Source organism: Streptomyces sp. MMS24-W38 (assembly GCF_059889265.1).
This window is the reverse complement of record NZ_JCBCPP010000001.1, coordinates 1,430,887-1,450,842: the sequence shown is the minus strand read 5'-3', so window position 1 is coordinate 1,450,842 and position 19,956 is coordinate 1,430,887. Positions and strand designations below refer to the sequence as shown.

At 71.3% G+C, this 19,956-nt stretch carries 17 protein-coding genes; 14 read left to right on the top strand and 3 right to left on the bottom strand.

Annotated elements, in window-relative coordinates:
- Window positions 1-242: 242 nt before the first annotated feature.
- From AC6F7H_RS05240 to AC6F7H_RS05210, 7 genes are all read left to right on the top strand, one after another.
- A complete protein-coding gene (locus tag AC6F7H_RS05240) occupies window positions 243-2,213 on the top strand; it encodes an acyl-CoA dehydrogenase family protein (protein WP_500755507.1) in 1,971 nt (656 codons plus the stop codon).
- An 88-nt stretch (window positions 2,214-2,301) separates the two neighbouring features.
- Complete coding sequence (gene dxr / locus AC6F7H_RS05235; protein WP_500755506.1) at window positions 2,302-3,564, top strand: 1-deoxy-D-xylulose-5-phosphate reductoisomerase; 1,263 nt, start codon at window positions 2,302-2,304, stop codon at window positions 3,562-3,564.
- Window positions 3,561-4,865 carry a M50 family metallopeptidase gene (locus tag AC6F7H_RS05230; RefSeq protein ID WP_500755504.1) on the top strand — a complete coding sequence of 435 codons (1,305 nt, stop codon included), beginning with the start codon at window positions 3,561-3,563 and terminating at the stop codon, window positions 4,863-4,865. The genes dxr and AC6F7H_RS05230 overlap by 4 nt, the downstream gene beginning before the upstream one ends.
- A 238-nt stretch (window positions 4,866-5,103) precedes the next feature.
- Window positions 5,104-6,261 (top strand): flavodoxin-dependent (E)-4-hydroxy-3-methylbut-2-enyl-diphosphate synthase, encoded by a 1,158-nt coding sequence (ispG, locus tag AC6F7H_RS05225; protein ID WP_500755502.1) that lies wholly within the window; start codon window positions 5,104-5,106, stop codon window positions 6,259-6,261.
- Between the two features lie 143 nt (window positions 6,262-6,404).
- Window positions 6,405-7,253: a GNAT family N-acetyltransferase gene (locus AC6F7H_RS05220; RefSeq protein WP_500755501.1), complete on the top strand. Its 849-nt coding sequence runs from the start codon at window positions 6,405-6,407 to the stop codon at window positions 7,251-7,253.
- 98 nt (window positions 7,254-7,351) lie between these two features.
- The gene (locus AC6F7H_RS05215; RefSeq protein ID WP_500755499.1) at window positions 7,352-7,918 is read left to right on the top strand and encodes a GNAT family N-acetyltransferase; all 567 of its coding nucleotides are present in this window, start codon (window positions 7,352-7,354) and stop codon (window positions 7,916-7,918) included.
- A gap of 522 nt (window positions 7,919-8,440) precedes the next feature.
- Complete coding sequence (locus tag AC6F7H_RS05210) at window positions 8,441-10,141, top strand: proline--tRNA ligase (protein WP_500755498.1); 1,701 nt, start codon at window positions 8,441-8,443, stop codon at window positions 10,139-10,141.
- Between the two features lie 89 nt (window positions 10,142-10,230).
- On the opposite strand, the gene AC6F7H_RS05205 is transcribed toward AC6F7H_RS05210, so the two are convergent.
- The 3 genes from AC6F7H_RS05205 to AC6F7H_RS05195 all read right to left on the bottom strand — a co-directional run bounded on the left by AC6F7H_RS05205 (window position 10,231) and on the right by AC6F7H_RS05195 (window position 12,242).
- Complete coding sequence (locus AC6F7H_RS05205; protein WP_500755496.1) at window positions 10,231-11,142, bottom strand: aminoglycoside phosphotransferase family protein; 912 nt, start codon at window positions 11,140-11,142, stop codon at window positions 10,231-10,233.
- 62 nt (window positions 11,143-11,204) lie between these two features.
- Window positions 11,205-11,669: a ferritin-like domain-containing protein gene (locus tag AC6F7H_RS05200; RefSeq protein ID WP_500755494.1), complete on the bottom strand. Its 465-nt coding sequence runs from the start codon at window positions 11,667-11,669 to the stop codon at window positions 11,205-11,207.
- A gap of 3 nt (window positions 11,670-11,672) precedes the next feature.
- On the bottom strand, window positions 11,673-12,242 hold the full coding sequence (locus tag AC6F7H_RS05195) for a hypothetical protein (protein ID WP_500755493.1): 570 nt from the start codon (window positions 12,240-12,242) through the stop codon (window positions 11,673-11,675).
- Window positions 12,243-12,456: 214 nt separating this feature from the next.
- Between AC6F7H_RS05195 and rimP the strand changes: the two genes are divergently transcribed.
- From rimP to truB, 7 genes are all read left to right on the top strand, one after another.
- Window positions 12,457-13,002 (top strand): ribosome maturation factor RimP, encoded by a 546-nt coding sequence (gene rimP / locus AC6F7H_RS05190; RefSeq protein ID WP_500755492.1) that lies wholly within the window; start codon window positions 12,457-12,459, stop codon window positions 13,000-13,002.
- 2 nt (window positions 13,003-13,004) lie between these two features.
- Window positions 13,005-13,991: a transcription termination factor NusA gene (nusA, locus tag AC6F7H_RS05185; protein ID WP_363043944.1), complete on the top strand. Its 987-nt coding sequence runs from the start codon at window positions 13,005-13,007 to the stop codon at window positions 13,989-13,991.
- Between the two features lie 102 nt (window positions 13,992-14,093).
- Complete coding sequence (locus AC6F7H_RS05180) at window positions 14,094-14,375, top strand: YlxR family protein (protein ID WP_500755491.1); 282 nt, start codon at window positions 14,094-14,096, stop codon at window positions 14,373-14,375.
- Window positions 14,376-14,538: 163 nt separating this feature from the next.
- The gene (infB, locus tag AC6F7H_RS05175) at window positions 14,539-17,577 is read left to right on the top strand and encodes a translation initiation factor IF-2 (protein WP_500755490.1); all 3,039 of its coding nucleotides are present in this window, start codon (window positions 14,539-14,541) and stop codon (window positions 17,575-17,577) included.
- A 400-nt stretch (window positions 17,578-17,977) separates the two neighbouring features.
- A complete protein-coding gene (locus AC6F7H_RS05170; RefSeq protein ID WP_109377392.1) occupies window positions 17,978-18,271 on the top strand; it encodes a DUF503 domain-containing protein in 294 nt (97 codons plus the stop codon).
- Between the two features lie 65 nt (window positions 18,272-18,336).
- A complete protein-coding gene (gene rbfA, locus AC6F7H_RS05165; protein ID WP_500755488.1) occupies window positions 18,337-18,795 on the top strand; it encodes a 30S ribosome-binding factor RbfA in 459 nt (152 codons plus the stop codon).
- Window positions 18,792-19,697, top strand: a complete 906-nt coding sequence (gene truB, locus AC6F7H_RS05160; RefSeq protein WP_500755486.1) for a tRNA pseudouridine(55) synthase TruB — start codon at window positions 18,792-18,794, stop codon at window positions 19,695-19,697. The genes rbfA and truB overlap by 4 nt, the downstream gene beginning before the upstream one ends.
- The last annotated feature ends 259 nt before the right edge of the window (window positions 19,698-19,956 follow it).

Genomic DNA, 19,956 nt, shown 5'->3' with positions numbered 1-19,956 from the left:
GGGTACGGGCCGTTCCCGCCGCAGCCAGGCTCCCATGAACCTCCCGGTGGGACGCCGAGGGGTCCGGGCCGGCATATCAGCCGAACGGACGCACAAAGGGTGGTGGGGCGGCTGCGCATCAGGTACATACGAACGGGTAGCACCAGTCAGTAGCGCAAGTCGTCCCACAGGCCCCCAAGATCACGCACATCGGTCCCACGGGCCGTCGTCCAGGCACCCCGATTCGCGGCGAGGTGAGCCTCATGTCCGCAACACCCGAGTCACCCCGGTCCCCCCAGACACCCCGGTCTGGGGGTCGCCCCACCGTCACCGAACGTGAGGCCCGCCAGGTCGCGGAGGCCGCCCGGGAACAGGACTGGCGCAAGCCCAGCTTCGCCAAGGAACTGTTCCTGGGCCGCTTCCGGCTCGATCTCATCCACCCCCACCCCCTACCGGCCGACGAGGAGGCCGAGCGCGGCGAGGAGTTCCTCGCCAAACTCCGCGACTTCTGCGAGACGAAGATCGACGGAGCCCGGATCGAACGCGAGGCGCGGATCCCCGACGAGGTGATCACCGGGCTCAAGGAGCTCGGCGCCTTCGGCATGAAGATCGACACCAAGTACGGCGGCCTCGGCCTGACGCAGGTCTACTACAACAAGGCCCTCGCCCTGGTCGGCTCCGCCAACCCCGCGATCGGCGCGCTGCTCTCCGCCCACCAGTCGATCGGCGTCCCGCAGCCGCTGAAGATCTTCGGTACCCAGGAGCAGAAGGACACGTTCCTGCCGCGCTGCGCCCGCACCGACATCTCGGCCTTCCTGCTCACCGAGCCCGACGTCGGCTCGGACCCGGCACGGCTCGCCACCACCGCCGTCCCGGACGGCGAGGGCGGCTACGTCCTCGACGGCGTGAAGCTGTGGACGACCAACGGCGTGGTCGCCGACCTCCTCGTCGTCATGGCCCGCGTGCCCAAGGGCGAGGGCCACCGGGGCGGCATCACCGCGTTCGTGGTGGAGGCGGCCTCCGAGGGCATCACGGTCGAGAACCGCAACGCCTTCATGGGCCTGCGCGGCCTGGAGAACGGCGTCACCCGCTTCCACCAGGTCCGCGTCCCGGCCGGCCACCGCATCGGTGAGGAGGGCCAGGGCCTGAAGATCGCGCTCACCACGCTCAACACCGGACGGCTCTCCCTGCCCGCGATGTGTGTCGGCGCCGGAAAATGGTGCCTGAAGATCGCCCGCGAGTGGTCGGCGGCCCGGGAGCAGTGGGGCAAGCCGGTGGCGCTGCACGAGGCGGTCGGCTCGAAGATCGCGTTCATCGCGGCGACCACCTTCGCCCTGGAGGCCGTGGTCGACCTGTCCTCCCAGATGGCCGACGAGAACCGCAACGACATCCGCATCGAGGCGGCGCTCGCCAAGCTGTACGGCTCGGAGATGGCCTGTCTGATGGCCGACGAGCTGGTCCAGATCCGCGGCGGACGCGGCTACGAGACCGCCGACTCCCTCCGGGCGCGCGGCGAGCGGGCGGTGCCCGCCGAGCAGATGCTGCGCGACCTGCGCATCAACCGCATCTTCGAGGGCTCCACCGAGATCATGCACCTGCTGATCGCGCGGGAGGCCGTCGACGCCCATCTGTCGGTCGCCGGCGATCTCATCGACCCCGAGAAATCCCTGGGCGACAAGGCGAAGGCGGGCGCGAACGCGGGCGTCTTCTACGCGAAGTGGCTGCCCAGACTGGTCGCGGGCCCAGGACAGCTCCCCGGAACCTACGGGGAGTTCAAGCACGGGGTCGACCTCTCCCCGCACCTGCGGTACGTCGAGCGCACGGCTCGCAGACTCGCCCGCTCCACCTTCTACGCCATGTCCCGCTGGCAGGGCCGGATGGAGACCAAACAGGGCTTCCTGGGCCGGATCGTCGACATCGGCGCCGAACTGTTCGCGATGAGCGCCGCCTGCGTCCGTGCCGAACTGCTGCGCCGCCGCGACGACCACGGCCGTGAGGCCTACCAGCTCGCCGACGCCTTCTGCCGCCAGTCCCGCGTCCGCGTCGACGAACTCTTCGACCGGCTGTGGACCAACACCGACGACATCGACCGCAAGGTCGTCAAGGGTGTGCTCTCCGGCACCTACGAGTGGCTGGAGCAGGGTGTCCTCGACCCTTCGGGTGACGGCCCCTGGATCGCGGACACCACGCCCGGCCCCAGCGCACGGAGCAACGCGCACCGGCCGATCCGCTGAGGTGGGCCGGGGCGGGGGCGTCGGACAGGACCCACGAGCTGCCGGGGCGGAGCCCCGGCAGTGCTCGCGACCGGACACAATGGGGTCCATGACCGACGCTCCAGCTCCGCTCGCCGACCCGCACCTGGTGTACGACCCCGTGGCGGGGGACGGCCCCAAGGACGTGGTGATCCTCGGCTCCACCGGGTCGATCGGCACCCAGGCCATCGACCTCGTGCTGCGCAACCCCGACCGCTTCCGGGTCACCGGCCTGTCCGCCAACGGCGGCCGCGTCTCCCTCCTCGCCGAGCAGGCCCACCGGCTGCGGGTGCGCACGGTGGCCGTCGCGCGCGAGGACGTCGTGGGCGCGCTGCGCGACGCGCTGTCGGCGCGGTACGGGCCGGGGGAACCGCTGCCCGAGATCCTCGCCGGAGCGGACGCGGCCACGCAGCTCGCCGCCTCCGACTGCCACACCGTCCTCAACGGCATCACCGGCTCCATCGGACTGGCCCCCACGCTCGCCGCCCTCGAGGCCGGCCGCACCCTCGCGCTCGCCAACAAGGAGTCGCTGATCGTCGGCGGCCCGCTGGTCAAGGGGCTGGCCGAGCCGGGGCAGATCATCCCGGTCGACTCCGAGCACGCCGCGCTGTTCCAGGCACTGGCCGCCGGAACCCGCGCGGACGTGCGCAAGCTCGTCGTCACCGCCTCCGGCGGCCCCTTCCGCGGCCGCACCAGGGACGAACTGGCGAACGTCACCGTCGAGGACGCCCTCGCCCACCCCACCTGGGCCATGGGCCCGGTGATCACGATCAACTCCGCCACCCTCGTCAACAAGGGCCTCGAAGTCATCGAGGCGCACCTGCTGTACGACATTCCCTTCGATCGCATTGAGGTCGTCGTACACCCGCAGTCGTATGTCCACTCGATGGTTGAGTTCACGGACGGATCGACACTGGCCCAGGCGACGCCCCCCGACATGCGCGGGCCCATCGCCATCGGCCTCGGCTGGCCCGAAAGGGTCCCCGACGCCGCCCCGGTCTTCGACTGGAGCAAGGCGTCCACCTGGGAGTTCTTCCCCCTCGACAACGAGGCGTTCCCCTCGGTGAACCTGGCCCGGCACGTGGGCGGGCTCGCGGGCACCGCCCCGGCGGTGTTCAATGCGGCGAACGAGGAGTGCGTGGAGGCGTTCCGCGCCGGCGCGCTGCCGTTCAACGGGATCATCGATACCGTCACCCGGGTGGTGGAGGAGCACGGCACCCCTCGAACGGGAACCTCTTTGACTGTCCCCGACGTCCTCGAAGCGGAGACCTGGGCGCGGACGAGGACCCGGGAACTGACTGCCCGTACGGCGAGCGCGGAGGCGCGTGCATGACGACCTTGATGTTCATCCTCGGCATAGTCGTCTTCGCGGTCGGCCTGCTGCTCTCGATCGCCTGGCACGAGCTGGGACACCTGTCCACCGCCAAGCTCTTCGGCATCCGGGTCCCCCAGTACATGGTCGGCTTCGGCCCGACTCTCTGGTCCCGGCACAAGGGCGAGACCGAGTACGGCGTCAAGGCGATCCCGTTCGGCGGCTACATCCGCATGATCGGCATGTTCCCGCCCGGCGCCGACGGACGGCTGGAGGCCCGCTCCACCTCGCCGTGGCGCGGCATGATCGAGGACGCCCGCTCCGCAGCCTTCGAGGAACTGCAGCCCGGCGACGAGAAACGCCTGTTCTACACACGTAAACCGTGGAAACGGGTCATCGTGATGTTCGCGGGCCCGTTCATGAACCTGATCCTCGCGGTGGTGCTGTTCCTCACCGTGCTGATGGGCTTCGGCATCCAGCAGCAGACCACCACCGTCAGCTCGGTCTCCCCGTGCGTCATCTCGCAGAGCGAGAACCGCGACGAGTGCGTGAAGTCCGACCCCCGGTCCCCGGCCGCGGCGGCCGGCATGGAGGCGGGCGACAAGATCGTCGCGTTCGACGGCGTCAGGACCGACGACTGGGGCACGCTCTCCGACCTCATCCGCGACAGCGCCGGCAAGGCCGTGCCGATCGTCGTCGACCGCGACGGCCGGGAGGTCACCCTCCAGGCGAAGATCGCCACCAACCAGGTCGCGAAGAAGGACTCCAACGGGGCCTACGTCGAGGGTGAGTACGTCAAGGCCGGTTTCCTCGGCTTCAGCGCGGCCACCGGCGTCGTCAAACAGGACTTCGGGGACTCCGTGGTCTGGATGACCGACCGGGTCGGCGACGCCGTCGACTCCCTCGCCTCCCTGCCGTCCAAGGTCCCCGCCCTGTGGGACGCGGCCTTCGGCGACGGTCCGCGCGAGCCGGACTCCCCGATGGGCGTCGTCGGAGCGGCCCGGGTCGGCGGCGAGATCGCCACCCTCGAGATCCCCGCCTCACAGCAGATGGCCATGTTCGTGATGCTGCTCGGAGGCTTCAACCTCTCCCTGTTCCTGTTCAACATGCTCCCGCTGCTCCCGCTCGACGGCGGGCACATCGCGGGCGCCCTGTGGGAGTCGCTGCGCCGCAACCTCGCCAGGGTGCTGCGACGCCCCGACCCGGGCCCGTTCGACGTGGCGAAACTGATGCCGGTGGCCTACGTGGTGGCCGGGATCTTCGTCTGCTTCACGCTCCTCGTCCTCGTCGCGGACGTGGTGAACCCGATACGGATCTCCTAGAGGGACCGGACGGGACCGGACGGACCGGTACGTGCCCCCGTCTCACCACCGGGTGCGAATCCGCCGGACATCTGCCGTTCACGATGGCCTGGAACCCTTTCGTTCCGGGCCATCGCCCTTTGGGTGGGTTTACGGACGGGATGTGCTCGGGCCGATGCCCGTGCCGTAATCTCGGACCGCGGAGCCCGCTGCTCACCGGGAGCCGGACCTTGATCCACGACTTGGGGTTGCACAGCAGATGACTGCGATTTCTCTCGGCATGCCGTCCGTTCCGATCACCCTGGCCCCGCGCCGCAAGAGCCGGAAGATCCAGGTGGGGTCGGTGGCGGTGGGCGGGGACGCGCCGGTGTCGGTGCAGTCGATGACCACCACGCGCACCTCCGACATCGGCGCGACGCTGCAGCAGATCGCCGAGCTGACCGCGTCGGGCTGCCAGATCGTGCGGGTGGCCTGCCCCACCCAGGACGACGCGGACGCGCTGGCGGTCATCGCCCGCAAGTCGCAGATCCCGGTGATCGCGGACATCCACTTCCAGCCCAAGTACGTGTTCGCGGCCATCGAGGCGGGCTGTGCCGCGGTGCGGGTGAACCCGGGCAACATCAAGCAGTTCGACGACAAGGTCAAGGAGATCGCGCAGGCGGCGGGCGAGCACGGTACGCCGATCCGGATCGGGGTCAACGCCGGGTCGCTGGACCGGCGGCTGCTGCAGAAGTACGGGAAGGCCACCCCGGAGGCGCTGGTGGAGTCGGCGCTGTGGGAGGCGTCGCTGTTCGAGGAGCACGGTTTTCGGGACATCAAGATCTCGGTGAAGCACAACGATCCGGTGGTGATGGTGGAGGCCTACCGGCAGCTGGCGGCGCGGTGCGACTATCCGCTGCACCTGGGGGTGACCGAGGCGGGTCCGGCGTTCCAGGGCACGATCAAGTCGGCGGTGGCCTTCGGGGCGCTGCTGTCCGAGGGCATCGGTGACACCATCCGGGTCTCGCTGTCGGCGCCGCCGGCCGAGGAGGTCAAGGTGGGGCTGCAGATCCTGGAGTCGCTGAATCTGCGGCAGCGGGGTCTGGAGATCGTCTCGTGTCCGTCGTGCGGGCGGGCGCAGGTGGATGTGTACAAGCTGGCGGACGAGGTGACCGCGGGGCTGGAGGGGATGGAGGTGCCGCTGCGGGTGGCGGTGATGGGCTGTGTGGTGAACGGTCCGGGGGAGGCGCGGGAGGCCGATCTCGGGGTGGCCTCGGGCAACGGCAAGGGGCAGATCTTCGTGAAGGGCGAGGTCATCAAGACCGTTCCGGAGTCGAAGATCGTGGAGACGCTGATCGAGGAGGCCATGAAGATCGCCGAGCAGATGGAGAAGGACGGCGTCGCCTCCGGCGAACCCCGGATCTCGGTCGCCGGCTGACCGGGTCGACCCGGCTGGTCAGGCCGTTCCTGCCCGGGACGCCCCCGGGCAGGAAACGTTTCCCCACCGCGGGGCGGCAGCACACAAATTCGGCAGGTACAGTGCGGAAACCAGCAGACCCAAATGTGTGAGGCCCCCCGCGCGTGTTGACGCAGACCACTTCTCGGGTCCTCGAACCGAGTGACCTGGACGCCGCCCTCGCCGTCCTCGACCGCGAGCCGGTGGCGAACGCCTTCGTGACATCCCGGGTGCAGGTCGCGGGCCTGGACCCATGGCGGCTCGGCGGTGAGATGTGGGGCTGGTACGAGGGCGGCATGCTCACCTCCCTCTGCTACGCCGGCGCCAACCTGGTCCCCATCTGCGCCACCCCCCGGGCCGTCCGCGCCTTCGCCGACCGTGCACGCCGGGCCGGCCGCCGCTGCTCCTCGGTCGTCGGCCCCGCGGCACCCACCGCCGACCTGTGGCGGCTGCTCGAACCCCAGTGGGGCCCCGCCAGGGAGGTCCGCGCCCACCAGCCCCTCATGGTCACCGACCGGCTGCCCGACACCATCGCCCCGGACCCCTGCGTCCGCCGCGTCCGCAAGGACGAGATGGAAAAGATCATGCCGGCCTGCGTGGCGATGTTCACCGAGGAAGTCGGGATCTCCCCCCTGGCGGGCGACGGCGGCCTGCTCTACCAGGCCAGGGTCGCCGAACTCGTCGGAGCCGGACGCGCCTTCGCCCGCTTCGACGCCGACGGCAAGGTCGTCTTCAAGGCCGAGATCGGCGCCGCCACCGACCGGACCTGCCAGATCCAGGGCGTATGGGTGGCCCCCGAGCACCGGGGCAGGGGCATGGCCGCCCCCGGCATGGCGGCCGTGCTCCGCTACGCCCTCGCGGACGTCGCCCCCGTGGCCAGCCTCTACGTCAACGACTTCAACACCCCCGCGCGCCGGACCTACCGGAAGGTGGGTTTTCAAGAGGTCGGCGCGTTCATGAGCGTCCTGTTCTGAACCGGGGCCGCCCAGGGCCCCGCCCCCTGCGTCCCGGCCCCGAAGTGCGGTCCGTCGCGCAGTCCCGGCCCGTGCCGACGCCCTGTAGTCTCCCCGGCATGCTGCGCTTTCCCGGTCACGGGCACCCCCGTCCCGACGACATCGTGATCGGCCCCCTCGACCTCACCGCCCACGTCGACGAGGCACTGGCGGTCCAGGCGGCGGCGTTCGGTCTCGGCCCCGACGAGGTGGCCGTACGCCGGCAGATCGTGCTGCGCCACATGACCCTGCACGGAGCCAGAGCCCTTGGCGCCACCGTCGCAGGCCGTCTCGTCGGCTTCGTCTACGGCATGCCCAACGACCGCGCCCACTGGTGGTCCACCGTCGTCGAGCCCTACCTGCGCGCCCAGGGCCGGGACCACTGGCTCGACGACTCCTTCGTCATCACCGAACTGCACGTCCACCCGCGCCACCAGAAGCACGGCATCGGCCGCGCCCTGATCACCACGATCACCGACGGGGCCGACGAACCCCGCTCGATCCTCTCCGCCATCGACATCGAGAGCCCCGCCCGCGGCCTGTACCGCTCCCTGGGGTACGAGGACCTCGCCCGCCGGGTCCATTTCCCCAGCGCCCCCAAGCCGTACGCCGTGATGGGAGCACCTTTGCCACTCCGGCGCCCGTAGGGCCTGTCCGGCGGATCATGCCGCAGACGCGGGGTCCGGCACGCACATCTGCCGCGTTGTCGTCACTCGCCGACTCCCCCGAGCTCTCGACGAGCTCGGGCAGGGGGACCCCCCTCGCGTCGACTCCCTCCTCCGCCTTGCAGCTGCACGCTCCCCCTCTCTCGGTTTCTCCCCCTCTCTCGGTTTCTCCCCCACTCTCGGCTTCGCTCGAGCGGGAGGGACCCCCATGAGCGGGAGGGACCCCCATGAGCGGGAGGGACCCCCATGAGCGGGAGGGACCCCCATGAGCAGGAGGGACCCCCATGAGCAGGAGGGACCCCCATGAGCGGGGGCACCCCCATCGCCCCCGCTCACCGGCGCTGATTGAGGGCGCCGTCGCTTTCCTGCGACTTGATCCGCCGGACAGGCCCTAACCGATTTCCACCGCCCCGTCCCACCCGGCTAACCTCCTGTCTCATCACCCTCCCCCACTCCCGGCTGCGCTCGAGCGGGGGGACCCCCATCAGCAGGAGTACGAGAACCATGGCGAACGCACCGGTCCAGCGCATGTCCCAGTTGATGGCGAAGACGCTGCGCGACGACCCGGCGGACGCCGAGGTCCTCAGCCACAAGCTCCTCGTCCGGGCCGGCTACGTGCGCCGCACCGCCGCCGGCATCTGGAGCTGGCTGCCGCTCGGCAAGAAGGTCCTCGCCAACGTCGAACGCGTCGTCCGCGAGGAGATGGACGCGATCGGCGCCCAGGAGGTGCTGCTCCCCGCCATCCTGCCGCGTGAGCCCTACGAGGCGACCGGCCGCTGGGAGGAGTACGGCCCCGAGCTGTTCCGCCTCCAGGACCGCAGGGGCGGCGACTACCTCCTCGGTCCCACCCACGAGGAGATCTTCACCCTCCTGGTGAAGGACCAGGCGTCCTCCTACAAGGACCTGCCGGTCATCCTCTACCAGATCCAGAGCAAGTACCGCGACGAGGCCCGCCCCCGCGCGGGCATCCTGCGCGGCCGCGAGTTCCTGATGAAGGACTCCTACTCCTTCGACCTCGACGACGAGGGGCTGTCCCAGTCGTACGCCCTGCACCGCCAGGCGTACCAGCGGATCTTCGAACGCCTCGGCCTCGACTACCGCATCTGCGCCGCCACCGCCGGTGCGATGGGCGGCTCCAAGTCCGAGGAGTTCCTCGCCCCCGCCGAGGCGGGCGAGGACATCTTCGCGGACTGCCCGAACTGCGACTTCGCCGCCAACACCGAGGCGATCTCCTACGAGCTGCAGCCCGTCGACGGCTCCGCCGTCCCGGCCGCCGAGGACATCCCGACGCCCGACACCCCCACCATCGAGACCCTCGCCGCCTCGCTCGGCGTCCCGGCCTCGGCCACGCTGAAGAACCTGCTGGTCAAGGTCGACGGCGAGATCGTCGCCGTGGGCGTTCCCGGGGACCGCGAGGTCGACATGGGCAAGGTCGAGGCGCACTTCGCCCCGGCCGTCGTCGAGCTCGTCACCACCGAGGACTTCGTCGGCCGCCCCGACCTGGTCCGCGGCTACGTCGGCCCGCAGGGCCTGGAGAAGGTCCGCTACATCGCCGACCCGCGGGTGGCACCGGGCACCGCCTGGATCACCGGCGCCAACAAGGCCGACACTCACGCCAAGAACGTGGTCGCCGGGCGCGACTTCGAGGTCGACGCGTACGTGGACGTCGTGGTGGTCAACGAGGGCGACCCCTGCCCGAAGTGCGGCACCGGCCTCCGGCTCGACCGCGCCATCGAGATCGGCCACATCTTCCAGCTGGGCCGCAAGTACGCCGACGCCCTCAAGCTCGACGTCCTCGGGCAGAACGGCAAGCCGGTCCGCGTCACCATGGGCTCCTACGGCATCGGCGTCTCCCGCGCGGTGGCGGCCCTCGCCGAGCAGACCGCCGACGACAAGGGCCTGTGCTGGCCCAAGGAGATCGCCCCGGCCGACGTCCACGTGGTCGCCGCCGGCAAGGCGCTGCAGACCGAACTCGCCCTCGAGGTCTCCCAGAAGCTCGCCGCCGCCGGGGTCCGCGTCCTGGTCGACGACCGCGCGGGTGTCTCCCCGGGCGTGAAGTTCACCGACTCCGAGCTGATCGGCGTCCCGCAGATCCTGGTCGCCGGCCGCCGCTCCGCCGAGGGCGTCGTCGAGCTGAAGGACCGCCGTACCGGCGAACGCGAGGAACTCACCGTCGACGAGGCCATCACCCGCCTCACGGCCTGACCCACCCGGTGGCCCCGCGCGGAACCACTACCGCGCGGGGCACCCTTCCGGGACCCGTCCCGGCGGCGGGTGGGGCGGCGGGCGCGGGATCAGAGCCAGGTCGCGAACTCCAGGAGGAGTTCGGCGTCCTGGTCGCGGCCCACGCGGCGGGCGCGTACGCCGGACTCCACCGCGCGGAACAGCGTCCAGCCGCGCAGACGTTCCTGATCGACCTCCAGGGACTCCGCGAGACGCTTCACCCGGCGGCGGGTCGTCGCCGCGCCGGAGGTCTGGGCGACGAGGTCCTCCACCCGGTCGCGGACCAGCCGGGCCAGGTCGAAGGCGCACTCCCCGACCAGCGGGTCCGGGCCCACCGCCAGCCACGGCATCCGCTCGCCGGAGAGCACCTTGCTCTGCCGGAACGTGCCGTGCAGCAGCCGGTGCTCGGGCGGTCCGGCCAGCAGCTCCTCGCGTACCGCCAGCGCCGCCGACACCAGCGGTCCCACCTCCGGGTCGACCGCGGCGGACGCCCGCATGGCCTCGGCCTGCCGACCGGTCCGCTCCGCCACCGTCTCGAAGGGATGGGCGGCATCGCCCGAGGGCGGCTCGATCCACAGCCGCCGCAGCGTCCCGGCCGCCTCCAACAGCGCCTTCGCCTCCGGCAGCGACCGCACCGAGACATCCGGATGCAGCCGCTCCAGCAGCAGCGCGCCGTCGGCGGGCGGGGAAGGCTCCAGCAACCGGACCGCGCCCAGACCGTTCCAGTGGGCCAGCGCGGCCCGCTCGCTCTCCGGCCGGGCCCTCGCCGGAGCCAGCTTCAGCACCGCGGGGCCGCCGTCGGACGTCCGCACCAGCACCACCAGGCTGCTGCGCCCCCCGGGCACCTGCACCCGTTCCACGGTCAGCTCGCGCACCGCGACGGCCTCGCGTGCCGCCTCGGGCAGCTTCTCCAGCCACCGGGCACCGTCGGGAGCCGTCTCACCGAGCGCCCTCACCAGGCGCTGCGGCGGTTCGAAGACCATGCGCGAGTAGTTCCCTTCGTGTTGTGAGCGATGCCTGCCGCCGCCTTCGGCCCGCAGCCCCGTCATGCCGCCGGCGTCGGAGCCCCCGAGGCCGGATCGGCCCGCTCGGCGAGCCCAGGGAAGGCTACGCTCTCCCCGCTCCAGCGCACCGCCCGCACCGCGGCCTCCCGCAGCGCCTCGGCCGCCGCACGGCGCCGCTCACCACGGCTCGCGCGCACCAGGTCCGAGTACACCCCGGCCACCCGGTTCTCCAGCTCCGCCGCGAGCCGTACCGCCGTGGCCGCGTCCGGCACCGGGAACGGCAGCGCGTAGCCCGCGGCGGCCACGACCGGCTCGCCCCCCGTGTCCCTCACCTCGCGCACCAGCGCGTCCCGGCGCGCGCGGTGCGCGTCGTACGCCGCGCGCGCCTCCGTACGGCGCTCCTTCGCGATCCGCCCACCGACGACCCCGTAGCCGTACACCGCCGCGTGCTCCGCAGCCAGGGCCGCCTGGAGCACCCGCAGTTCCCGGTCCTTCGCCTCGCTCACCCGTCACCCCTTCGTCAGCAGATACACGTGCGCCGCCCCGGCCGCCGCCACCGAGGCCAGCAGCCGGGCCAGCTCGGCCGGCGCGTCCAGCAGTTCCTCCAGGCGCCGGTCGGCGATCTCCCGCTCCGCGGCGGCGAGCCCGGCGAGGGCGTCCTTCTCCGTCGTGGGCCCGGAGGCCGTCGGTGAGGCGGACTGCTGGGCCCCGGAGGGGGACGGCGCCCCCTGGGCCCCCGGCGACGCCTGCGGCCCCGCCGCCCCCGCCGACGCCGTGGACGTCGCCGTGCTCCCGAAGGCCTTCGCGTGCCGTACGACCGCCTCGCGCAGCGGACGCAGCCGCGGCGCGAGCCCGGCGTGCGCCGCGATCACGGCGTCGTACCGCTCGGCCAGCTCCCTGCTGTCGCCCGCCGCACGCGTGCGTACCCGCTCGGCCGGCGAGGGACGACTGCCGGCGGTGGTGTCGGGCTTCTCTGACCCGGTGGAGCAGCCCGTCACGAGCAGGGCCGTCGAGGCGACGGCGAACAGGCTCCTTCTGCGCGGTCCCGAGCGGGCGCGCGGAGCATGGGGGAACGGCACGGCAGACGTCCTCGGGGGCTCGTACGAACGTGGCGACGGAAAGAACGGAAGGAGGGCCACAGGCCCGTGATCACGGTACCCGTGCATCCGCCCGACGATGGTCAGCGGCACCCTCCGTGAGCGGGTGGACGGCACCACCCCCCGCGACCGGATACCCTTTGACCAGACACGCGCACCGTCCCACAACAGCACACGCGGCCGAGGAGTCACCCGGATGAGCAGCACCCAGAGCGAGAGGCTTCGAGAACTTCTGGAACCGCTCGTCAGCTCGCAGGGCCTCGATCTCGAGGAGATCGCCGTGGACGCGGTCGGCCGCAAGCGTGTGCTGCGCGTCGTCGTCGACTCCGACACCGGTGCGGACCTGGACCGGATCGCCGATGTGAGCCGCGCGCTCTCGGCGAAACTCGACGAGACCGACGCGATGGGCAGCGGGGAGTACACCCTCGAGGTCGGCACCCCGGGCGCGGAGCGCTCCCTCACCGAGCACCGGCACTACGTGCGTGCCACGGGCCGCCTGGTGAGCTTCCGGCTGACCGCGGGCGACGAACTGGTCGCCAGGATCCTGCGGGTCGACGACGAGGGCATCGACCTCGAGGTGCCCGGAGTCAAGGGCCGCAAGGCCACCGCGCGCAGACTCGCCTTCGACGACATCGGCAGGGCGCGCGTCCAGGTCGAGTTCAACCGCAAGGACGACAAGACCGGCGCGACTGACAGGACCGGCGCGAACGACAAGAACGACGAGACGGAAGAGGAGGCGTAACCGTGGACATCGACATGAGTGCCCTTCGGCTCTTGGTACGGGAGAAGGAGATCTCCCTCGACCTGCTGGTCGAGGCGATCGAATCGGCCCTCCTCATCGCCTACCACCGCACCGAGGGAAGCCGCCGCCACGCGCGCGTGGAACTCGCCCGGGAATCCGGACATGTGACGGTGTGGGCGAAGGAGGACCCCGAGGACCTCGAAGAGGGCCAGGAGGCCCGCGAATTCGACGACACCCCGTCCGACTTCGGCCGCATCGCGGCCACCACGGCCAAGCAGGTCATCCTGCAGCGGCTGCGCGACGCCGAGGACGACGCGACGCTCGGCGAGTACGCCGGCCGCGAGGGCGACATCGTCACCGGCGTGGTCCAGCAGGGCCGCGACCCGAAGAACGTCCTGGTCGACATCGGCAAGCTGGAGGCCATCCTGCCGGTGCAGGAGCAGGTGCCGGGCGAGACCTACCCGCACGGCATGCGGCTGCGCAGTTACGTCGTCCGGGTGGCGAAGGGCGTGCGCGGCCCGTCGGTCACCCTGTCGCGTACGCATCCCAACCTGGTGAAGAAGCTCTTCGCCCTGGAGGTGCCGGAGATCGCCGACGGTTCGGTGGAGATCTCCGCCATCGCCCGTGAGGCCGGCCACCGTACGAAGATCGCCGTCCGCTCCACCCGGTCCGGGCTGAACGCCAAGGGCGCCTGCATCGGCCCGATGGGCGGCCGTGTGCGCAACGTCATGGGCGAGCTGAACGGCGAGAAGATCGACATCGTCGACTGGTCGGACGACCCGGCCGAGATGGTGGCGAACGCGCTGTCGCCGGCCCGCGTCTCCAAGGTCGAGGTCGTGGACCTGGCCGCCCGGTCCGCCCGGGTGACGGTGCCGGACTACCAGCTGTCGCTGGCGATCGGCAAGGAGGGGCAGAACGCCCGTCTGGCCGCCCGCCTGACCGGCTGGCGGATCGACATCCGACCGGACACGGAACAGCCCGGGGAATAGATCCGAGCCCCCGCCCGCTGAGATCACGACAGTCTTGCTGGCGGCATCTGTTCGATTCTTGCCCCAAAGGGGTGAGGTCGGTCCGGGGAGGTAGACTGAGGAGTGTCTGGCCGGACACCTATCCGCGCATGCCCCGAGCGAACCTGCGTGGGCTGCCGGGAGCGAGCGGTCAAGAAAGAGCTGCTGCGGATCGTGGCGATCAAGGACGCGTGCGTCCCGGATCCACGCGGTACGCTTCCCGGCCGGGGTGCTTATGTGCACCCCGTCCCGGTCTGTCTTGACCAGGCGGTGCGCCGGAGGGCGTTTCCGCGGGCGCTCCGCGTCCCGGGACCGCTCGACGTAAAGGCGTTGCGCCACTACGTCGAGCAGGCACAGGGTTGTTGAGAGCAATCCGTAAGAAGACATGCCGTGCGGAACCCCCCGTACGGTCTGGTACCTCGCGAGTCGAAAGCAGGTCGAGATTGCGATGAGCACTCGATGAGTACGCGATGAGTACGCCCATGAACTAGCGACGGTCCGGACGCAACCCGGACCTCAAAGGAGCGAAGTGGCTAAGGTCCGGGTATACGAACTCGCCAAGGAGTTCGGTGTGGAGAGCAAGGTCGTCATGGCCAAGCTCCAGGAACTCGGTGAATTCGTCCGTTCGGCGTCTTCAACGATCGAAGCGCCCGTAGTACGCAAGCTGACCGACGCCTTCCAGCAGGGCGGGGGCAACGGCAGGTCCGCCGCGAAGCCCGGCGCCCCCCGGAAGGCGGCCCCCAAGCCCGCCGCGCCCTCACCGGCGCAGGCGGCTCGTCCGGCTGCCCCGAAGCCGCCGGCCCCCAAGCCCGCCGCGGCCCAGCAGCCCGCGGCCCCGTCGGCGCCCTCTCCGGCCACCCCCGGTCCCCGTCCGACGCCGGGCCCGCGGCCCGCGCCGCGTCCGGCACCGGCGGCTCCGGAGTTCCAGGCCCCGCCGGCCGCGCAGGCTCCCTCCCCGGCTCCGTCCGGGCCGAAGCCCGGCGCGCGTCCCGGTGCCCCCAAGCCCGGTGGTCGCCCCGGCGGCCAGGGTCAGGGCGGCCAGGGCGGACGCCCGGCCGGTCAGGGTCAGCGCCCCGGTGGCGGCGGTCAGCGTCCGGGTGCACGCCCGGCCGGTCCGCGTCCGGGTAACAACCCCTTCACCTCCGGTGGCTCCACCGGTATGGCCCGCCCGCAGGCGCCCCGCCCGCAGGGCGCGCGTCCCGGCGGTCCCGGTGCCCCCGGCGCCGGTCCCCGTCCCCAGGCCCCCGGCGGCCAGGGTGGCGGCGGTCCGCGTCCGCAGGCTCCGGGCGGGCAGCGTCCCACCCCGGGCTCGATGCCGCGTCCGCAGGCCGGCCCCCGTCCCGGTGGCGGCCCCGGCGGCCCGCGTCCGAACCCCGGCATGATGCCGCAGCGTCCGGCTGCCGGTCCCCGTCCCGGTGGCGGCCCCGGCGGCCGTGGCCCGGCCGGTGCCGGTCGTCCCGGCGGCGGTCGTCCCGGTGGCGGCGGCGGCTTCGCCGGTCGTCCGGGCGGCGGCGGTGGCGCCGGTCGTCCCGGTGGCGGCGGCGGCTTCGCCGGTCGTCCCGGTGGCGGCGGCGGCTTCGGTGGCGGCGGTGGCCGTCCCGGCTTCGGTGGCCGTCCCGGCGGTCCCGGCGGCCGCGGTGGCACGCAGGGCGCCTTCGGCCGTCCCGGCGGTCCGGCCCGTCGTGGCCGCAAGTCGAAGCGGCAGAGGCGCCAGGAGTACGAGGCCATGCAGGCCCCGTCGGTCGGCGGCGTGATGCTGCCTCGCGGCAACGGCGAGAGCATTCGCCTGTCGCGCGGTGCGTCGCTCACCGACTTCGCGGAGAAGATCAACGCCAACCCGGCGTCGCTCGTCGCGGTCATGATGAACCTCGGCGAGATGGTCACCGCGACCCAGTCCGTCTCCGACGAGACGCTCCAACTCCTCGCAGACGAGATGAACTACACGATTCAGATCGTCAGCCCGGAGGAGGAGGACCGCGAGCTGCTCGAGTCCTTCGACCTGGAGTTCGGCGAGGACGAGGGCTCCGAGGAGGACCTGGTCGTCCGTCCGCCGGTGGTCACCGTCATGGGTCACGTCGACCACGGCAAGACCCGCCTGCTCGACGCCATCCGCAAGACCAACGTCGCCTCGGGCGAGGCCGGCGGCATCACCCAGCACATCGGTGCCTACCAGGTCACGACCGAGGTCAACGAAGAGGACCGCCGGATCACCTTCATCGACACCCCGGGTCACGAGGCGTTCACCGCCATGCGTGCCCGCGGTGCGAAGTCGACCGACATCGCGATCCTGGTCGTCGCGGCCAACGACGGCGTCATGCCGCAGACGGTCGAGGCGCTCAACCACGCCAAGGCGGCCGACGTCCCGATCGTCGTCGCGGTCAACAAGATCGACGTCGAGGGCGCGGACCCGACCAAGGTGCGCGGTCAGCTGACCGAGTACGGCCTGGTGGCCGAGGAGTACGGCGGCGACACCATGTTCGTCGACATCTCCGCCAAGCAGGGTCTGCACATCGACAGCCTCCTGGAGGCCGTCGTCCTCACCGCCGACGCCTCGCTCGACCTGCGGGCCAACCCGGCGCAGGACGCGCAGGGCATCTCGATCGAGTCCCGGCTCGACCGCGGCCGTGGTGCCGTGGCGACCGTCCTCGTCCAGCGAGGCACCCTGCGGGTCGGCGACACGATGGTGGTGGGCGACGCCTACGGCCGCGTGCGCGCCATGCTCGACGACAACGGCAACAACGTCGCCGAGGCCGGCCCGTCGACGCCGGTCCAGGTCCTGGGCCTGACCAACGTCCCGGGTGCGGGCGACAACTTCATCGTCGTCGACGAGGACCGTACGGCCCGTCAGATCGCCGAGAAGCGCGCCGCCCGTGAGCGCAACGCCGCGTTCGCCAAGCGCACGCGCCGCGTGTCGCTGGAGGACCTGGACAAGGTGCTCAAGGCCGGCGAGGTCCAGCAGCTGAACCTGATCATCAAGGGTGACGCGTCCGGATCGGTCGAGGCCCTCGAGTCCTCGCTGCTCCAGCTGGACGTCGGCGAAGAGGTCGACATCCGCGTCCTGCACCGCGGCGTCGGTGCGGTCACGGAGTCCGACATCGACCTGGCGATGGGCTCGGACGCCATCGTGATCGGCTTCAACGTGCGCGCCGCCGGGCGGGCACAGCAGATGGCCGAGCGCGAAGGCGTGGACGTCCGGTACTACTCGGTCATCTACCAGGCGATCGAGGAGATCGAGGCGGCCCTCAAGGGCATGCTCAAGCCGGAGTACGAAGAGGTCGAGCTCGGCACGGCGGAGATCCGCGAGGTCTTCCGCTCGTCCAAGCTGGGCAACATCGCGGGTGTTCTCATCCGCTCCGGCGAGGTCAAGCGCAACACCAAGGCGCGCCTCATCCGCGACGGCAAGGTCATCGCGGAGAACCTCAACATCGACGGTCTGCGTCGCTTCAAGGACGACGTCACCGAGATCCGCGAAGGCTTCGAGGGCGGTATCAACCTCGGAAACTTCAACGACATCAAGGTCGACGACGTCATCGCGACGTACGAGATGCGCGAGAAGCCGCGGGTGTAACACCCCACGGTGCACACCGGCCGGCGGGCCCTTGGAGACACGGTCCCGCCGGCCGGTCCGTGTGTCCAAGGGCCCAGTGCCCCAACAGGCAACGTTCGCCCCGTCGCGACACCCGGCACTCGCTCTCGCCGCACCGCCCGAAAGCCCGAGTACGTCCAGTACGAGGACTTCCGGGCGGCACACCGGGAGCACGCTCCCCCAAGCTCTCGGCTTCGCCAGGGCAGGGGGCACCCCCATGACGCCGCTCCTTGACGGGCAGACGCTGCCTGCCGGGGCACCGGAGCCATGGAGCGCAATATCCGTCGATCGGGCTCGCCCCTTCGTTGTACGGTTCTGATGTCCCCGCCCACCACGGACGGCGGGGACGTCGATCCCGTACCGGCGGGTGAACCGGTTGTACATGTATGTGGGGACGCTGTCCTTCGACCTCCTCCTCGGCGACGTTCGCTCGCTGAAGGAGAAGCGCTCCGTCGTCCGCCCGATCGTCGCCGAGCTCCAGCGGAAGTACGCGGTGAGCGCGGCCGAGGTGGATCACATGGACCTCTATCGCAGGGCGGTCATCGGCCTGGCGGTGGTGTCCGGCGACGCGGCGCACCTGACCGACGTACTGGACCGGTGCGAACGGCTGGTCGCCGGGCGCCCCGAGGTGGAGCTGCTGTCCGTCAGACGGCGCTTCCACGGCGAGGACGACTGACGAATCCAGGCTCCGGGAACCCGGAGTTCCGAGCACTCAGACAGGAAAGAACGGGAGACGGACCAGTGGCCGACAACGCGCGGGCGAAAAGGCTGGCGGACCTCATCCGAGAGGTGGTGGCCCAGAAGCTGCAGCGCGGGATCAAGGACCCGCGGCTCGGCACCCACGTCACCATCACGGACACCCGGGTCACGGGTGACCTGCGGGAGGCGACCGTCTTCTACACGGTGTACGGGGACGAGGAGGAGCGCAAGGCCGCCGCGGCGGGCCTGGAGAGCGCCAAGGGCATCCTGCGCTCCGAGGTGGGCCGTGCGGCGGGCGTGAAGTTCACGCCGACCCTGGCGTTCGTCATGGACGCGCTCCCGGACACCGCGCGCAACATCGAGGACCTCCTCGACAAGGCGCGCCAGTCCGACGCCAAGGTGCGCGAGGCGTCCGCGGGCGCCACGTACGCGGGCGGGGCCGACCCGTACCGCAAGCCGGAGAACCCCGAGGACGCAGAGACGGACGACACCGCCGAATGACCCAGAAGCACACCACGCCCGACGGCCTTGTCATCGTCGACAAGCCGTCGGGCTTCACCTCGCACGACGTGGTCGCCAAGATGCGCGGCATCGCCCGCACCCGGCGTGTCGGCCACGCCGGCACCCTCGACCCGATGGCGACGGGCGTCCTCGTCCTCGGCGTCGAGAAGGCGACCAAACTCCTCGGCCACCTCGCGCTGACCGAGAAGGAGTACCTGGGCACCGTCCGGCTCGGGCAGAACACCCTCACGGACGACGCCGAGGGCGAGATCACCTCGTCCACCGACGCCTCCGGGGTCACCCGCGAGGCCGTCGACGCCGGCGTCGCCAAGCTGACCGGCGCCATCATGCAGGTGCCGTCCAAGGTCAGCGCCATCAAGATCGACGGTGTGCGCTCCTACAAACGGGCCCGGGAGGGCGAGGAGTTCGACATCCCCGCCCGGCCGGTCACCGTCTCCTCGTTCGCCGTGCACGACGTCCGGCCGGCCGTCGCCGAGGACGGCACCCCGGTGCTCGACCTGGTGGTCTCCGTCGTCTGCTCCTCCGGTACGTACATCCGTGCCCTCGCCCGTGACCTGGGCGCCGGCCTGGGCGTGGGCGGCCACCTCACGGTGCTGCGCCGCACCCGTGTCGGTCCGTACAAGCTGGACGCGGCCCGCACCCTCGAGCAGCACCAGCAGGAGCTGACCGTGCTGCCGATCGCCGAAGCCGCGGCCCTGGCCTTCCCGCGCTGGGACGTCGACGCCCGACGCGCCCGGCTGCTCACCAACGGTGTGCGCCTGGAGATGCCCGATGAGTACGCGGGAGCCGGTCCGGTGGCCGTCTTCGGCCCCGAGGGCCGGTTCCTCGCCCTCGTCGAGCAGCACAGGGGCAAGGCCAAGAGCCTGGCCGTCTTCACCTGACGCCGGGACGGGCGGCTGGCGGTGTGTTCCCGCCGTGGAGCGGCGTCACGGGGATGGACATGCCGCCGCTCCACGGTCCCCCTCGGTTCCCCCACCTCAAGGGTCTATCCATCCGGGCCCGTTCATTCACCCGTAAGTGCGGGCGCTCGGAGTGAACCGGGGGAGTGGAAGGGGGCGCGTTCGTCGAGTGAGCTACCCCACTGATCATTCCGGCCTTACTGTCGAGAACCTCAAGAACCTCAAGAACCTCGAGGATCTC

Excerpts from the sequence above, each read along its gene's own strand:
- rimP (WP_500755492.1), top strand. The coding sequence starts at position 12,457 with ATGAGCAGCACCCAGAGCGAGAGGCTTCGAGAACTTCTGGAACCGCTC.
- AC6F7H_RS05170 (WP_109377392.1), top strand. The coding sequence starts at position 17,978 with ATGTATGTGGGGACGCTGTCCTTCGACCTCCTCCTCGGCGACGTTCGC.
- AC6F7H_RS05210 (WP_500755498.1), top strand. The coding sequence starts at position 8,441 with ATGGCGAACGCACCGGTCCAGCGCATGTCCCAGTTGATGGCGAAGACG.
- AC6F7H_RS05230 (WP_500755504.1), top strand. The coding sequence starts at position 3,561 with ATGACGACCTTGATGTTCATCCTCGGCATAGTCGTCTTCGCGGTCGGC.
- dxr (WP_500755506.1), top strand. The coding sequence starts at position 2,302 with ATGACCGACGCTCCAGCTCCGCTCGCCGACCCGCACCTGGTGTACGAC.
- ispG (WP_500755502.1), top strand. The coding sequence starts at position 5,104 with ATGACTGCGATTTCTCTCGGCATGCCGTCCGTTCCGATCACCCTGGCC.
- AC6F7H_RS05205 (WP_500755496.1), bottom strand. The coding sequence starts at position 11,142 with ATGGTCTTCGAACCGCCGCAGCGCCTGGTGAGGGCGCTCGGTGAGACG.
- truB (WP_500755486.1), top strand. The coding sequence starts at position 18,792 with ATGACCCAGAAGCACACCACGCCCGACGGCCTTGTCATCGTCGACAAG.
- AC6F7H_RS05215 (WP_500755499.1), top strand. The coding sequence starts at position 7,352 with ATGCTGCGCTTTCCCGGTCACGGGCACCCCCGTCCCGACGACATCGTG.
- AC6F7H_RS05240 (WP_500755507.1), top strand. The coding sequence starts at position 243 with ATGTCCGCAACACCCGAGTCACCCCGGTCCCCCCAGACACCCCGGTCT.